Origin of the sequence: Nitrobacter vulgaris (assembly GCF_031453995.1) — a bacterium.
GTDB lineage: Bacteria > Pseudomonadota > Alphaproteobacteria > Rhizobiales > Xanthobacteraceae > Nitrobacter > Nitrobacter vulgaris.
Window position 1 is genome coordinate 211,896 of the sequence record NZ_JAVDPZ010000001.1, and the last position, 14,517, is coordinate 226,412.

Consider the following 14,517-nt stretch of genomic DNA (forward strand, 5'->3'; position numbering starts at 1 on the left):
GCCGCCCCCTGCGCGTTAGGCGCGCGCTCAGGACGATGGCAGAGGCCATCGAACGGATTCCCGTTCCTATAACCAAAAGGAGGCAAGACGACTGACGGCCGGCACGCGCCGCCCGGCAAGCTCGCGGCGTTAATTTTACATCATCGAATCGCAAAGGATTGAAAATGACCGACCTCGACCTCGACATCGTCAAAGACCTTGACCCGAAAATAGTACTCGCAAATTACGCCGAATCACTCGCGACCAGTTTGGAAGGGACCGAGGGAGTCATTCTCGGGCCGACCGACACAGAGGTCATTGTTATGGCGCTTCGCCATACCGCAGCAAGCATCTGATGTTTGGCTCAGGAGGCTTGATCAACCCCCCAAACCCCGCCACTCGGCGGGGTTTTTTGTAACATCTCTGTAGCAAATGCGAGAAACCGCTGCGGTGCAGGCATTTCTTGCGTGTCGATTTGGGGATACCAAAACAGACTCTTAAGCCCCATCGCAACCCGTCATAGTAGGTCGCATCAGGTCATTCTGAGTCGGAGCTACACTAATGAACGACATTCTTCTCACCGAAGCCGAGACGGCGAATTTTCTGGGCAAGTCTATTGTCACGCTGGGTCGCTGGCGTCGCCAGGGTTATGGACCGAAGGCTGTCCGTGTGGGGCGCTCGCCGCGTTACACGCGCCAGAGCCTGGCGGAATTTATGAACGCCAGCGCCATCCAACCCGGCGGCAGGTCCGCTGCATAATGCAAAAACCCGCACGCTGGCGGCGGCGGGCTCTTTGCATCAACGAGTAGATAGGAACACGCAACATGTATATCGAAAATAAGAAAACTGCAACGCAATCCGACAGCCCGTTTCCCGCGCATCTTCCGTTCCGTCTGACTCTGGAACGATCGCCGGAGTTTCGCCCTGACTATTTCACGTTCACTATCGCCACCGACGACCCGGAAATTTCCGCGACCGGAGACAAGTGGGACGCGTTCTCCGATCTGCGTTTTGAACCCGGCACGTGTCTGCTGATGCTCACCGATCCAAACCGCCTTAGCGGAAAGGGAAACCTTCGGCTGACGGCAAATCCGGATTGGTGGGGACGGCATAAGATGTCGGACGCCGAACTTTGGCGGCTGGCGATGAGGGTGATTGAGCCGGAAGTGAGTGCCTGTCAATGAATGCCACCGAATTTGAAGAGTGCGCGCGCGCATTGATTGAGCGTGGATTTAGTCCACTGCCTCTCAGGCCGGCGATTCAGGCCGAAGCGTGATGACAACCGACCTCGCCCCCATCAGAGCCGCGCTGTCGACCAGCATGAGCGATCTTGCGCACGTCCTTTTTGGTGAGCCGAACCGGCGTATGTCAAACCGCCGCGAATTGCGGTTCGGCAGGAAAGGAAGTCTCGCCGTCGTGATTGCCGGACCGAAAGCCGGCTCATGGTGTGACCACGAAACCAACAAAGGCGGCGGGCCGCTTGACCTGATCATGGTTGCGCGCGAATGCAGCTTCCGTGACGCGTTGGACACGGCGCGTGACTTCCTGGGCGGCTCGATGCCGGAAGCGTCTCCAGCGCCAGAGATCGTTCTGCGAGCCACCGATGACGACGACGAAGAGATTCGCATCGCGCGTGCAATGTCGTACTGGAATCGATCGCACGACCCGCGCGGAACGGTCGTCGAGACATATCTCGCATCGCGCTGCATCGTGCTGCCGGAAGGCGTCGCCGGTGAGGTTATCCGCTTTTGCCCAGGCCCGCGCTCAATGGTGGCGCTGCTGCGCGACATTCACACTAGCGAGCCCTGCGGTATTCATCGGACGTTTCTGAACGCTAACGGCACGAAGATCGAAAAAAAGATGCTCGGGCGCGCGAAGGGTGCCGCGATCAAGCTGAGCCCGGACGAGGATGTGACCCACGGCCTGCACATCGGTGAAGGCATCGAGTCCACCCTATCATTCATGATGGCTGGTTACGCGCCAGCCTGGGCGCTCGGAAGCGCCGGCTCCATCGAAGCGTTCCCGGTTCTGCCGGGAATCGAAACACTGACAATCTTCACTGAGAACGACCGGGCGAGTGAGCGCGCCGCGAACGTGTGCGCCGACCGCTGGCTCGAAGCTGACCGCGAGATGACATTCGCTACGCCGCAGCACGGCGACGGCAACGATATTCTGAAGGAAGTAGCGGCATGAACCCCGACAATCTGAAACAGGCCTTCGACTCGAAGGTCAGGCTCAAGACGATTTCTCGCAAGCCCAAGGTGGACGAGCGCACGAAGGTCAGCCCGGCCGAACCGGTGCTGGCCGAAGGCGCTGTTCACTGGCACGAGACGAAGGTGATGTATATCGACGACGTCATTGGTCGGGGGCTCGTTGCGCATCTTAACAAGGGCGCAGGCGTGACGTGGTCGAATTTCGTTGACGCACCCGATCTGTCCGACCTGACGAGCCCTCCCGGCCTGGTCGGCGAGATCATGGATTGGATCGTTGACTCGTCGTCGTATCCGTCGCGAGCGCTTGCGCTTGGGCCTGCGCTATGCGCGGTCGCCACCCTCGCCGGAAGGGCCTTCGAGACGCCGAGTTACGCGCGCACCAACCTTTACATCGTCGGGCTGGCGCAGTCTGGATTCGGCAAGGATTACGCGCGAAAGTGCGTCAAGCGCCTGATGAGTGAGGCTGGACTAGGCCGCCTCAACGGCCCGTCGCGGTTTGCTTCGGCGTCCGGGCTTAGGCAGTCTCTAGCAGCGTCCCCGTCGTTCATGAGTATCCAGGACGAGTTCGGCGGATTCCTCGCAAAGCTACAGGACCAGCGATTCGGCAGCGATTTCGCGACGATCCGGCACCTCCTAATGGAGTTCTTTTCGTGTGCAAGCAGCACGTATGACGGCGACGCCTACCGCGATGGCGTCACGGACAAGATTCACAACCCGAACCTGTCGATCTACGGTACATCAACCCCGGAGGATTTCTGGTCGTCGCTAACGTCATCGCGAACGTCCGACGGTTTCCTTCCGCGCTTCCTGCTGCTCAACGTGTCCGGCGAAAAGCCGGAGTTCGTCGAGGAGCCGGTTCAGCGGCTGGACGAGCCTCCACAACACCTGATCGATGGCGTGCGCAAAATTGCAGAGGCCGCCGCAGCCATCTGTGGAGACCTCAGAGTTTCGGACTCCGGCTACGCGGTGCCCGCGAAGCGCGTCGAACTTGATGCCGACGCCAAGGCGTTTGACAGGCGGTTGCGAAAGCAGATTGATTGCGCGCTTTTTATTGCCGACTCGAAGCTCTATCCGTTCCTGAACAGGACCCGCGAGCACGCGCTGAAGCTCGCCCTTACGGTTGCGGTCGGAGTCGACCCCAGCGAGCCAGTAATCACCGGAGAGATTTTGCGATGGGCCGCCGGGCTTGCCGCGTATTCAACGCAAGCGTTCATCGCCGAGGCGGACAAGAGGCTTGCGGACAGCGACCGCGAGCGCAACTTCAACCGCGTGCTGGAGATCATCCGCGATGCCGGCATCGAGGGGATCACTGAAGGCAAGGTCGGCGACAAGATTCGTTCGCTCAAGGGCCACGATCTGAATGACATCATCCGTGCCGCAGATGCGGCGGGGCATATCGTCCTGCGCGAGCGCAGGCCGGACGGTGGAGGACGACCTAGCAGGCGCTACTTCGCCAATGAGCACGCCCCGCCCGACGACAAGGCCTAACTGAGTCAAAGGCGGGGCCTGACCTACCTGAAGCCCTCGCCAGCGCGGCGGGGGCTTTGCTTTTGAGGCGGGCGCAGCGGCGAGTTTCGTCGGGTTTAGTTTTGTCGGAAGGTCGGCCTACGACAAAACTAATTGGAGTAAACCGCGTATTATCAGTGGCTTAGGTTTGCTTTGCGGTGTTTTGTCTTTTGTCGGAGGGGTCTTCTCTCTGTGTCTATATCTAGCTGTGCACATGGAGAAGAGAGGGGTACTCAGACAATACGATAAAATATATATGTATATATATAATATATTGATTCTAAAGGTTTTTCCGGCCTGAGTTTCGTCGGAATGCTCCCCGACAAAACTCAGATGAAACTCCGACGAAAGCCGCCGCCTGGCTGGATGAAAGACTGGACTCGCCAGTGAGCCCTGAGATCGAGCGCCGGAGCCGATGATGGATAGCTTTATCGCCTCGTCATTCCGGGACGGGAAATGGTGGTTGCATGTCGGTCTTGATCTCATTCTCCGGCCTGCCGGGCGTCGGCAAAACGACCGTGGCGCGCGCCTTGGCTGGTGAAGTCAGCGCCGTTTACGTGCGCGTTGACTCGATCGAGGCGGCTCTGAAGAATAGTCGCTTGCAAATTCATCCAGCCGAAGATGCGGGATATCTCGCGGCGGTGGCGGTCGCGAAAGATAATCTGGCCATTGGGCTCGACGTCGTTGCGGACACGGTCAACCCGATTGGCGTGACGAGAAATTGGTGGGCACAAGCCGCCTTAGCCAGCAATGCGCGGTTGCTGAACGTTGAGATCATTTGCTCCGATCATGCCGAACATACGCGCCGGATAGAACAACGTCGTAGCGATATCGCTGGGCTTGATCTGCCGGATTGGAACAGCGTTCAACGTCGCGGGTACGAAGTATGGTCAGAGGCTCGTGTGCTCTTGGATTCGAGCAAGATGTCTGTAAACGGCTGTGTTAAACGGATCGTTGAAGCAATAGCTACACTGGAATGCGACTGATGATGGCAATAGGGCCATGCAGGAGAAAAGATGAAATTTGGTATATCGTTGATCGTGCTCTTCGCATTCTGTGGACCGGTCGTCGCGCAGGAGAGCGCTTGCCAGTCAATACAAAAAGCAAAAGAGCGCCTGGCTTGCTATGACAAGGCTTCGCCGCCGTTGAGTCGGAGTAAGTCGTCCACTAAGCACAAGACCGATACACAACAGGATGGGCAAGACGATCTTCTTGGGGTTGAAAATGCACGGGTCGGCAAAAAGATAGGTAGTATCTGTAGAGGATGCTGAGGCTCCATGCTTGCCGGTCAGATGGCTCTCATTCTTGCCGCCGCATTTTCGGGGGCAGCCTTCTACATCAATTTCGCTGAGCATCCCGCGCGCCTGGCGCTGGACGACGACAATCTGCTTAAGCAATGGAAGCCGAGCTATGACGCCGGCTACACCATGCAGGCAAGCTTGGCTGCCATCTCAGCAGCGCTCGGTTTGCTTACGGCGTGGATCACGTGGGATTGGCGATGGATCGTTGGCGCGGTGCTCATATTCGCCAACTGGCCCTATACCCTCCTTGGCATCATGCCGACAAATAACAGGCTGAAGGCTATCGCCGAGATCGACGCGGGTCCGACATCGCGGGCCATGCTCGTATCGTGGGGACGACTGCATGCCGTCAGAACCGCGCTCGGCCTTGCTTCGACTCTCGCATATCTATGGGCTCTTAATTGAAGGCGTCTCAGCGAGCTTTTAAAACGATCTGAGACGCATCTGATCGAGGCCTGTGGCAAGGGCGAAGTGAAGGCGGTATCAATTGTTGCAAGCATGAATTGCGCAGCAAAAGAACGTTCGAACGACGATGCTCATTGAACCGTTCAAGACCAAGAGCAGCGCGGATCGAAAGCGATCGAAAGCGAACTCGATCGAAGGGCGAACGAAATTGATCGAAGATCGCAGCGAAGATCAAAGACCGGCCACCTAAACATCATATAAATCAATAAGTTAGATCGAAAACACCGCGATCTCCGGCCACCCCTTGAAGATTGATCGAAGAATATTCTTTCCAGCGTGCGATTGAGAGCATTTTATTCCAATTTTGCGATGCACAAAGGTAAAAAGGTACTTCCAGACGGGGGCGGGGGTGCGGGTGACGCACAACCGTCAGATAGCGGCAGGTGCAAAGTTTTTGAGGTTGGTTGTTGTTCTCGATTTGAGAATAAGGGGTGTGCGGTCGGTGCGCTCACAGGCGATTCCTTTGGACTGTAGGGCAATAGCCTTTCAAGCGATCCTGCGCGCAGATTCACCAACGCAGGTTTTTAAAAATGCGCCGTCGCTACCGCCCCTATGATCCTCGCGAAGACGGGCCGCTGTACCGTTACACGAACCGTCGGCCCGGCTACCGACGCACGGTAACCATGCCGGAGCGTGGCGTTGGCGCGCACGTTCGCTTGGTTTTCGGAGAGCTATCGCGGCAGAGGCGGACTTATGACGAACTCGAAGCCGCCAGTGGGGTGCGCAGGCCCACCGTAAAACAATGGAGAATGAAGAATAGACCTAGCTTGGAAAGCCTTGAAGCGGTCCTGAACGCCCTCGGCTGGCACTTCATCGCTGTGCCCGCTCATGTGGAAATGCTCCCGCCGAGCGTCGCAGCTAAAGCCGCAGAACTCGCAGCTCTCGCGAAGGTGGAATTGGGCGAAGTTTGGTCCGCCGCCGTACAGATCGCCGCGCTTCAACTTGCGTCAACCGCAGAAGGCGAGCGCATCCTTGCCACGCTTGATGCCGAGCGTGAAGCAGCGAACGACAACAGTCCCCGCCGTCGTCGCAAGTCCAAGCCCGCGAACGACAACGCCAAGCACGCCGAGAGCGCCGCTTAAGGGTATCTCGAATGGGCTGTTGGATATGGGCGGATCGTTCATTGTGGTGAGCGTCCCGTTGCTCTGACAAAGCAAAAATAAAAAGCCCCCGGTGGGTTTTTCCTTGTTCTTCGCCCACCGGCGGTTTTCTCTCCCAAGGATCGAACTTCCTATGTCGAAAAACTCATTGAGCCAGCGAAAAGCCGCTGCTTACCTTGGCATCTCCCCAAGTACGTTGCGCGCGTATGTCCGCGCGGGTGTTTCTCCGCCATACATCGAACTTCCAGGCGTGCGCCGGTTTGCCCTGTCGGATCTCCAAATTTGGCTCGCTTCACGAACGGTAGAGGGCGCACAATGACCCTCACCGTAGCCGATCACATGCGACGCGTAGCGGAAGCTGAACGCCGCGCAGCCGAAGCTAACCGCCGTGCAGCCAACTGTCGTGCCGCCGAACGTCGAGCCGAGGAAGTAGCCAATGCTGAACGACGCGCGGTCGAAGCTGAGCAGCGTGCTGCCGAAGCGGAGCGACATGCAAACGCATCTGTCGTCGCGCGGCCGATCATCGCGCGACCGTCTCTGCCAAAACCCATCACCGCGCCAGCACCTACGCCGGCCCAGCGGCATACTCCAAAGGAAATCCCGGTCATGTCTACCCGGAAGCAAGCTCTCCTCCGCAACCTAGAAAGCGCCTCATCACGCCTTGCGACAGCGAAGCAATCTCTTGAAGACGCGAAGTATCTGGCAAGAGCCGGAATGGCCAGGGACACCGCTTTCGTAACGTACATTGTGACCGGAGCCGAAAGCGAGTGGGACCGAGCGTGCGCGGCGTACACGAACTTCAAGGACTAAAGGCATGGCCCGGGGAAACGCGATCCGCGAAGCAATGCTGGCATCGCAAGCTTATGCCCGCGCGAGAAAGCAGCTCATTGAGGCAACAGCGCTCCAAAGCGACACGGTAGCCGCTGCCGCGAACGAGTATTCCGCAAATCAACTTTGGCGCCGCGCCCTCGCTGCGCTCAACACCTGACAGAAAGAAGACAAACTATGGGAATTATCGACAAGCTGCTGGGCAGCAAGACCGCAATCACGTCAGCAACCATCCGAGACGAGATCAGCAAGGCCGAAAGCTCGCTCGCGACGTACCGCGCAAAGATTGAAGCTGCAAACGTCAGTGTGGCGCTGCTCTCGGATGAAGCTCACGTCAAGATCGAGAATGAAATCGCCGTAGACCGTCGCGCCATTACGCGCCTTGAGGCACGTGTATCGCTTTTGAAAAATGACCTTCCTCAGGTGGAGGCGGCCGAAGAAGCGGCTCAGGCGGCAGCCAAGGACGAAGCTCTGCGTAAGCATGCCGAAGCGTGCCGGAAGGCGAACGAGAAGGAAGCCAAGGTATTGCTTGAATCCTACACGGAGCACGCCAATGCCATCGCCGAGACCATCGCAAGGCTGAGGGAAATCAGCGACGAAGTCATCGCCGTTAACGTCGCTTTGAGTCGTAATCCGGTCGCCGAGAGTATCGTCGGCTATGATACTCTCTACAGGAAGCATCCGGACCGGGAAGAAACTGGGAGCGTTTCCTTTCGCCCCGGTCGCTATGAGGACTCGCTTGAAATGGCGGTCCGTTTGCCGCCGGCATTCGTCGGGACGTACATCTGGCCCCGTTCGTAGCTAACCCTGCGCACCCCGTCGAAATCGGCGGGGTGGTGCATCGTCGGCCGCTGGTCAGTGGACCACAAGAACCGGAATATGCGCAGTAGCAATAACCTCGGTAGTCTGGCTGCCCAAAAGGACCCTCTTGATCCCACGGTAACCATGGGAGGCCATGACGATCAGGTCACACCCCTGCGTTTTCGCCGCATCAACGATAGCTGCGGCCGGTGAGGTATTCGAGATATGAAGTGTCTCGACCGTCAGTCCCATTTCTTCTGCCGCCGCTTGCGCTGCGGAAAGGATAGCTTGTGCATGCCGTGTGTTGGTATCTTTAAGCCGATCCGGCTCCATACCCTCCATACCCCATGCGCTGATAGAAGGAACTGGAAATGGCTCCGTCACAGTGATGATTGTAACCTTGCTGGCGTTTTCGTCGGCCAGCGACAAGCCATGGTCGACACCTTTCTGCGCCAGTTCGGAGCCGTCAGTGGAAATGAGAATGTGAGCGTACATGGGTAGGACCCCTCTCACTCAAAAATTCTGCGACAATCATAGCAATCACATCTGAACTCAACAAGAAGCCGCAGTTAACCGCTCCCTGCATTGAATTGCGCAAAGTGGTGGTCTCTCGGCAGGTGCCGATGCTAAGAGCCGGAGCAGCCACATCGCACCACTCAGTTGATAAAACGTACCGCAAGCATGAGACGATCACCGTGGGTTGGCGGAGTCGCACGGTGATAACATGATGTATCCTGAACGAAACCCGTGCCCGCAGGGCCCTCGATGGTGATTTCGTTCTCAATTCCAAATTGCTTACGCACACAGGCTTCGCTAGCGGACGCCGAGCCAAGAAGCATACGAAGCGGCTTTCGATTGTGTGAGCGCTTCATCATGACATGGGCTCCGGAGTAGCGGTCCGTATCGGTGATGTAGAAGCTGGCATAAACAAAATTGTATCCGCCAACGTCATAATGATAATCGATAGTGTGTTGCCTTAGTCGGCGCCGCTCCTCGTCCGAAAAGTCAGACGCAAAGCTCCAATTAATAATCGTCATCACGTCACGCGGTTCGTGCCCAAGGTAATTTCAGACGATCGATCGCAGGACGGGATCATTTACGACGGCCTGCACAGCGGGGCATCGGGTCAGCTCGCGAATGCCACCTATCGGAACCGATCTTCCGTCCGGGGTCTTGCCTCGGCGGACGTCTGCATACTGAAAAGTGGGGCCATGCGGGTCGTAATTAGCGTGAAGCGGTTCAGAGCGCGCAAAGGCGTCAATCTCGGCGACTATATTTGTGGGAAGGTTTCAAGCCAAGGAACACTGCATCCTTCGAGATGGCTTTAACAATCCCCACGATGTTGGCATCTGGAAACAGAGTTGAGGCCCTGTTACGTTGCACCGAGACTCGATCATCCGTCAGTCCTGATTCCACCATAGGCTAAACGTACAGTCAGAAACGGCCCAACGCATAACGAAGGTCACCTTTAGAAACTTTCGCTACTACTCCTTGGAAATTCATTGGCGAAACTCCTTGATGAAAGCTTCGGCAGAGATTTTTGCAGCACAAAAAAATACTCGGTCCGTCCCGATCAAAGCGGATACGTAGATTAAAAAGAAAAGACTAGCCTAAAACCAGCGTTAAACAAGCCATCGGCTAGCATCGGGAAGCCTAACTAAGTCCTGCCGAGACCGCATCCGCGACGTTAGCAACCGATCGTCGCCTGCCGGCGGCTTCCCGGCGAGGAGAAGTGCATCGGCCAAAGCTTCCATACGCTCAGGAAATTCTGCGACGAGCGCGGCCTGTCGCTCTCCCGGCACGGGCACTCCGTCGTGCGCGAAAGCGCGTTCTACCAGGTCTTCATGTTCGCCGAAGAGGAGCACGCGGAAATATTCCGCACAGGTTCGGCGGCGACCGGATGCATCCCTCTGAGAGTGGCAAGGGCGCGCTGGGCGCATTGGAGCAAATCCGAAATCTAAAAAAGCTCGCCTGACTTCCCATGATCGCCTTGCGGGCCAGGGGATTTCTCTTAGCTAAGTGGCATCACCTGAAGGCCAGCGGCAACCATCGGTGATAATGAGAACGCCGGTGTTTGCGCTCCCGCCTCAGACCGATTCCTTCGCAAACCGTCTCAGGGTGTTCGCCCAGCTCATGCGGGAGCGGGCCGAATTGATGCCCCCTGGCCCCGAAAAAGCAGACAAGCTAGCGAAAGCCGACCAGGCCGATGCCAGGGCGAAACTGGATGGCTGGCTCAGCGCGCCCGAATTGAAGCCGCCGACGTGACGGGAACGAAGCTTGGCTCCCGTACCCTCCGGTGCGCGTTCTGTCTTTCGGCGTCCCAGCCGAAAAAATGATCACCCGTGCCTAAAAAATTGATTCGCGCTTTGTCAATTTTGGGAGCAGATTACAACCAACAATTTTTAAAGCGCCAAAAGACCTGAATTTGCGCTCAGCCTTCCCTCCATGGAAAGGAACAGCGTTATGAAGTCGCGTATCCGCGTCAAGCGCGATAAGACGCTCCACGAGCGCCTCGGCGAACAAGCCTGCCGCCTCAAAGAGAAAGCCGCGAACGCCTCCGGAGCGCACCGAGACGAAGAGGCTCCGCGCGTGGAGAGATGGCTCGCGTCAGCCGAACTGCGGCGGCCGACATGACCGACAACCCCAAATCCCCGATCATATTGCATGCGGCCGACGCGCTCCGGCGTGCCCGCAAGCTCCCCGCCGGCCCGGCGAGGAACGACCTTCGCCAGCTAGCCAGAGGATTGCGGGAGCTTCACCGAAGCGGCGCCTATGCCAATCTGCAAAACGTCGAAGGCCCTCCGACGGCCTTCGAAATGCAGTGACACAATGCGCGGCGCGGACAGTCCCAGATGGATGTCCGAGCAGAGCGTTGAGAGATACCGCGCGACAGCAAACGAGTGCCAGACTCACGCCCGCCAGGCGAGGCTCGCGATCGACAAGGAAGCATGGCTGAAGCTCGCCGCCGACTGGACCGCGCTCGCCGAGCACGCGCTGCAGAGGTCTCCCGATGGGTAAGTCTCTGCCAGTATCCGTATTCAAGAAACTGGCCCGCCTCATCGCTGACCATGCCCAAGGGCCGTCGCTGTCCTCGGCCCTGCACGGTCCCGCACTCTCTGCCCCCAGAGCCCCAGCGGGACCGTGCGCCCTCAGTGGTAGCACAAGCGAGCCAACGCAAGAGCAGATCGAGCGTCGGTCGTATGAGCTATGGCAGCAAGCGGGCTTTCCCTCAGGAAGGGACGAGGAATTTCGCCGACAGGCCGAGCGGGAATTGCGCGGCGCTTCCGTACAAGTTTAAAGAGTCAACTAGCCTGATTTTTAAAACAGTTCAACGGCATTAATCTACGCTCCTTGTGCCTCGAAGGGTTTAGATCAAGTTTTGAAAGATGTTCCAATGATTGAACGTCGAGCCCTTGACCGTATTGAAATTAATCAGCTCGCGATGTTTCACCTTGACGGTGTTTGCGGCGTACACCCCTGCATGGTGGTGGATATCCACAATAGGGGAGCCAGGCTTTATTCAGTCACGTTTCACATTGCCGCTTTCCAATTTGATCTATCATTGGATGGCTTCAGAACGACAAAGCATTGCCACGTGGTGTGGAGGGACAGAAATACGTGCGGCGTCGAATTTGTCGCACGCAATTAGGCGGGCGGACTGCAGCCGATGTTCATTCCATCGCCCCATATCGCCCGGGAATCACTTCCGTCCTCTTCCGATAGAACAAGTCATCCGACAGCGTTGACGAGAAGCATCGCCTTCCGACCGCCAACATGCTGATAACTCTCGCTTGGTCACGGCGCGCTGGAATCCAATATGACAAATGTCCTCGGGAAATTCGCAGGGGAACCTTCGCCAAGGGTCGGAATTAATTTTGCATATTTGCGGATGTCAAAAGAAGATATTCATGGCGGAGCCGCTAGTCCGAAAAGGAATGCCTCCAGTCAGACTTGGTCGTGACGAATTTGAACGGCGTTATCGCGATCGCTTCAGAGACCCCGCGTTTTCGTCTCTCGGCCGTGAGCTTGACGCGATCTTAGCAGCGGCATGGGACGCTTACAACCATTCGCGCAAGGCACCAGTGACCCGCAAGGCTGGCTCCGGCTTTGCCGATCCGGATTATGACATCGCCGTAGACTGGTTTAATGCGCGCGGCGCGATTCAGCAGGCGCAGCAACGTCATGACGATGCAGGTCTGAATTTGCGCATTCTTCTGATTAACGGATCGTCGCGCAGCGAACATACCTGCCCTAGAGAAATATCCAAGAGCTGGCGCATTCTGAAGATCGCAGAATCCTGTTTCAGAGAAATGGGATTTGACGTTGATTTGCTTGATCTGTCTCGACTGACGTCGGAGTTTGGAAAGCAGATTCATCCGTGCAAGTCCTGCGTATCGACCTCGATGGCGCTCTGCCACTGGCCGTGCAGTTGTTATCCCAACTATTCGCTGGGCCAGACCGACGACTGGATGAACGAGATTTATCCGCTCTGGGTTGCCGCCCACGGCATCCTGATCGTCACGCCGGTCAACTGGTTTCAGGCACCGACAGTATTGAAGGCGATGATCGACCGGGTAGTCTGCGCCGACGGAGGCAATCCCGATCCATCCTCAACCCACGGGAAGACGATCAGCGAAGCAAAAGAGCTCGAACTGCAAGGCTGGCCCTATCCGCGTCATCTTGCCGGACGGCATTTTGGTTTGATCGTGCATGGCGACAGTGCTGGCGCGGAAACGCTTCGTCGCTCGCTCTCGGACTGGTTACTGGATATGAGGCTGATATCCGCCGGCAGCATAGCCGAGTGCGATGGTTATGTCGGCTACATGAAACCCTACGCGACTTCTCATGAAGACTTGGACAGCGACACAGCCTTTCAAGAACGTGTGCGCAATGCGGCTCGCGCGTTGGGCGCCGCCGTCAGACTCGCACGCGCCGGCCGCCTCGATAATCCTGCAGAGGGGCTGAGCGACCCCGCTCCCAAATAAAGTAGCGTCGCTCTCTACGATCATTACAAGCGGACCGTTACGCAGCCCATTGCGCGCCCAGCGACAACGTTGATCGAGCTCAGGCGGATCGTCGCATGGTTTCCGTGAGAGCAATAACACTCCGCGCAGGGTGAACCACTGACGGCACGCGGCGATGGCCGGCAGGCATGTACACGCTTTGACGATCAACATCGGGCATAGGCAATGCTACAAAGGCCGCGCGGCGCGTTCTCATTGCAGATTTCACGTATTTTTAGATTATCTTGTTGGGTTAAGCATACCGCAACTTGCTCGGGGACTAACCGAAAATTTTGATGTCGCTGGCGTAGCCTATCGCCCAATCTTCTTCGTCAAGATTACGAATGCAAGCGCGCGTGGTATCAACCATGGATATCGTTCTTATTTTATTGTCTATCAGCGCACTGATAGGCACAATCGCAGGCTTGTGCTTTAAAGTCTTTGTCCTTGTGCCCATCGCATTGCTGATTGTCCTCGTCGCGGCCGCTGTCCTCCGCAAGCATGGTTTCGGGCCCGGGAGTGGGATTGCCATCATAGTCGCGGGTCTGGTTGTGAACCAGGTTGCCTACGCCCTTATTCAGATCGGCCTGGGGGCCAACGCTTCTGCCCCATCATTTGATGACGTAACCGACGGCGAACCACCCCCCGACCGCAAGTGGCTGTCAATGATGATCACGGCGATCAGAAGTCGCTCCCATTCCGACCTTTTCTTTCGCAAAAAAATAGCGCTTGGCGTATTCTTCGATGGCTACTGTACCATTTTCTCTTGGAAAATGAACGTGCTGCGTCTTGGTGGGACAATGCCTGGATCATAACAAAACACTTTGCGTTGTGATTTCACTGGACGTTCCGTTCAGAGCAAAGCGAGTGCCATTTCGCTCGTGACGGAAGCACCGGGAGAAGACGGTGATGCCTCTCGTCTATGAAGGGGATGAGGGCGGGACGACCCTTCGCCGCCAAAAACGAGGCATGGAGGGGCAAAGGCTGGCTCCGAATAACAACCATCCATCGAGGAAATCAGACAACGGCACGACCGGCGGGGATATCGCGGGCGCGGTAGTCCTTCTGATGGTTGGTCTCCTGTTCTTCTCAAATGGACGCAGCATTCATGCGAAATCCGGCGAGAGCACACCGATACCGCAACGCGTTATTACCTCCAGAGATGAGCTAAGCGAGTTACGCTGTGCATAACAAAAGCGGCTAGCTGATCGGGGCGCTGATGGTTATGAACCGCCCCGGGTTTGCCGGAGGCTATTTCGTTTGAGTCACGCCGCCAGTTTCTGCTCATTGAGCATAGCGTAGTAACGTTCCTCAGCTTCGG

The 14,517-nt window shown here is 57.0% G+C and carries 20 protein-coding genes; 18 read left to right on the forward strand and 2 right to left on the reverse strand.

From position 1 onward, the window contains the following. Positions 1-164 precede the first annotated feature (164 nt). The 11 genes from GGQ85_RS00970 to GGQ85_RS01020 all read left to right on the forward strand — a co-directional run bounded on the left by GGQ85_RS00970 (position 165) and on the right by GGQ85_RS01020 (position 8,193). Positions 165-335: a hypothetical protein gene (locus GGQ85_RS00970; protein ID WP_309772841.1), complete on the forward strand. Its 171-nt coding sequence runs from the start codon at positions 165-167 to the stop codon at positions 333-335. 205 nt (positions 336-540) lie between these two features. Beyond that, positions 541-738 carry a helix-turn-helix domain-containing protein gene (locus GGQ85_RS00975; RefSeq protein ID WP_309772842.1) on the forward strand — a complete coding sequence of 66 codons (198 nt, stop codon included), beginning with the start codon at positions 541-543 and terminating at the stop codon, positions 736-738. Between the two features lie 65 nt (positions 739-803). Continuing rightward, entirely contained in the window at positions 804-1,163 is a 360-nt protein-coding gene (locus GGQ85_RS00980) for a hypothetical protein (protein ID WP_309772844.1), read from the forward strand. 91 nt (positions 1,164-1,254) lie between these two features. Continuing rightward, positions 1,255-2,172: a DUF7146 domain-containing protein gene (locus GGQ85_RS00985; RefSeq protein ID WP_309772845.1), complete on the forward strand. Its 918-nt coding sequence runs from the start codon at positions 1,255-1,257 to the stop codon at positions 2,170-2,172. Then, the gene (locus tag GGQ85_RS00990; protein WP_309772848.1) at positions 2,169-3,680 is read left to right on the forward strand and encodes a YfjI family protein; all 1,512 of its coding nucleotides are present in this window, start codon (positions 2,169-2,171) and stop codon (positions 3,678-3,680) included. The genes GGQ85_RS00985 and GGQ85_RS00990 overlap by 4 nt, the downstream gene beginning before the upstream one ends. Positions 3,681-4,165: 485 nt before the next feature. Next, positions 4,166-4,684: a P-loop nucleotide/nucleoside kinase family protein gene (locus GGQ85_RS00995; protein WP_309772850.1), complete on the forward strand. Its 519-nt coding sequence runs from the start codon at positions 4,166-4,168 to the stop codon at positions 4,682-4,684. Positions 4,685-4,975: 291 nt separating this feature from the next. Beyond that, positions 4,976-5,404: an anthrone oxygenase family protein gene (locus tag GGQ85_RS01000; protein ID WP_309772855.1), complete on the forward strand. Its 429-nt coding sequence runs from the start codon at positions 4,976-4,978 to the stop codon at positions 5,402-5,404. An 809-nt stretch (positions 5,405-6,213) separates the two neighbouring features. After that, positions 6,214-6,546, forward strand: a complete 333-nt coding sequence (locus GGQ85_RS01005) for a hypothetical protein (protein ID WP_309772857.1) — start codon at positions 6,214-6,216, stop codon at positions 6,544-6,546. 151 nt (positions 6,547-6,697) lie between these two features. After that, complete coding sequence (locus GGQ85_RS20785) at positions 6,698-6,883, forward strand: helix-turn-helix transcriptional regulator (RefSeq protein WP_374708830.1); 186 nt, start codon at positions 6,698-6,700, stop codon at positions 6,881-6,883. 495 nt (positions 6,884-7,378) lie between these two features. Next, positions 7,379-7,552, forward strand: coding sequence for a hypothetical protein (locus GGQ85_RS01015; RefSeq protein WP_309772859.1), 174 nt, complete (start codon positions 7,379-7,381; stop codon positions 7,550-7,552). Positions 7,553-7,569: 17 nt separating this feature from the next. Then, a complete protein-coding gene (locus tag GGQ85_RS01020; RefSeq protein WP_309772862.1) occupies positions 7,570-8,193 on the forward strand; it encodes a hypothetical protein in 624 nt (207 codons plus the stop codon). A 54-nt stretch (positions 8,194-8,247) separates the two neighbouring features. Here GGQ85_RS01020 and GGQ85_RS01025 read toward each other — a convergent pair whose 3' ends face one another. Together GGQ85_RS01025 and GGQ85_RS01030 are read right to left on the reverse strand one after the other, a co-directional pair. Continuing rightward, positions 8,248-8,688 carry a universal stress protein gene (locus GGQ85_RS01025; RefSeq protein WP_309772864.1) on the reverse strand — a complete coding sequence of 147 codons (441 nt, stop codon included), beginning with the start codon at positions 8,686-8,688 and terminating at the stop codon, positions 8,248-8,250. A gap of 161 nt (positions 8,689-8,849) precedes the next feature. Further along, the gene (locus GGQ85_RS01030) at positions 8,850-9,230 is read right to left on the reverse strand and encodes a hypothetical protein (RefSeq protein ID WP_309772867.1); all 381 of its coding nucleotides are present in this window, start codon (positions 9,228-9,230) and stop codon (positions 8,850-8,852) included. A 1,033-nt stretch (positions 9,231-10,263) separates the two neighbouring features. Here GGQ85_RS01030 and GGQ85_RS01035 point away from each other — a divergent pair. The 7 genes from GGQ85_RS01035 (at position 10,264) to GGQ85_RS01065 (ending at position 14,011) form a co-directional block, all read left to right on the forward strand. After that, positions 10,264-10,458, forward strand: a complete 195-nt coding sequence (locus GGQ85_RS01035; RefSeq protein ID WP_309772869.1) for a hypothetical protein — start codon at positions 10,264-10,266, stop codon at positions 10,456-10,458. A 198-nt stretch (positions 10,459-10,656) separates the two neighbouring features. Continuing rightward, on the forward strand, positions 10,657-10,827 hold the full coding sequence (locus GGQ85_RS01040) for a hypothetical protein (RefSeq protein ID WP_309772871.1): 171 nt from the start codon (positions 10,657-10,659) through the stop codon (positions 10,825-10,827). Then, positions 10,824-11,018 carry a hypothetical protein gene (locus GGQ85_RS01045; RefSeq protein WP_309772873.1) on the forward strand — a complete coding sequence of 65 codons (195 nt, stop codon included), beginning with the start codon at positions 10,824-10,826 and terminating at the stop codon, positions 11,016-11,018. The genes GGQ85_RS01040 and GGQ85_RS01045 overlap by 4 nt, the downstream gene beginning before the upstream one ends. Before the next feature lie 31 nt (positions 11,019-11,049). After that, positions 11,050-11,211, forward strand: coding sequence for a hypothetical protein (locus GGQ85_RS01050; RefSeq protein WP_309772875.1), 162 nt, complete (start codon positions 11,050-11,052; stop codon positions 11,209-11,211). Further along, positions 11,204-11,491, forward strand: a complete 288-nt coding sequence (locus GGQ85_RS01055) for a DUF2934 domain-containing protein (protein WP_309772877.1) — start codon at positions 11,204-11,206, stop codon at positions 11,489-11,491. Before GGQ85_RS01050 ends, GGQ85_RS01055 begins: the two co-directional genes overlap by 8 nt. Before the next feature lie 610 nt (positions 11,492-12,101). Continuing rightward, positions 12,102-13,178, forward strand: a complete 1,077-nt coding sequence (locus tag GGQ85_RS01060) for a flavodoxin family protein (protein WP_309772878.1) — start codon at positions 12,102-12,104, stop codon at positions 13,176-13,178. A 386-nt stretch (positions 13,179-13,564) separates the two neighbouring features. Further along, on the forward strand, positions 13,565-14,011 hold the full coding sequence (locus GGQ85_RS01065; protein ID WP_309772880.1) for a hypothetical protein: 447 nt from the start codon (positions 13,565-13,567) through the stop codon (positions 14,009-14,011). Positions 14,012-14,517 lie beyond the last annotated feature (506 nt).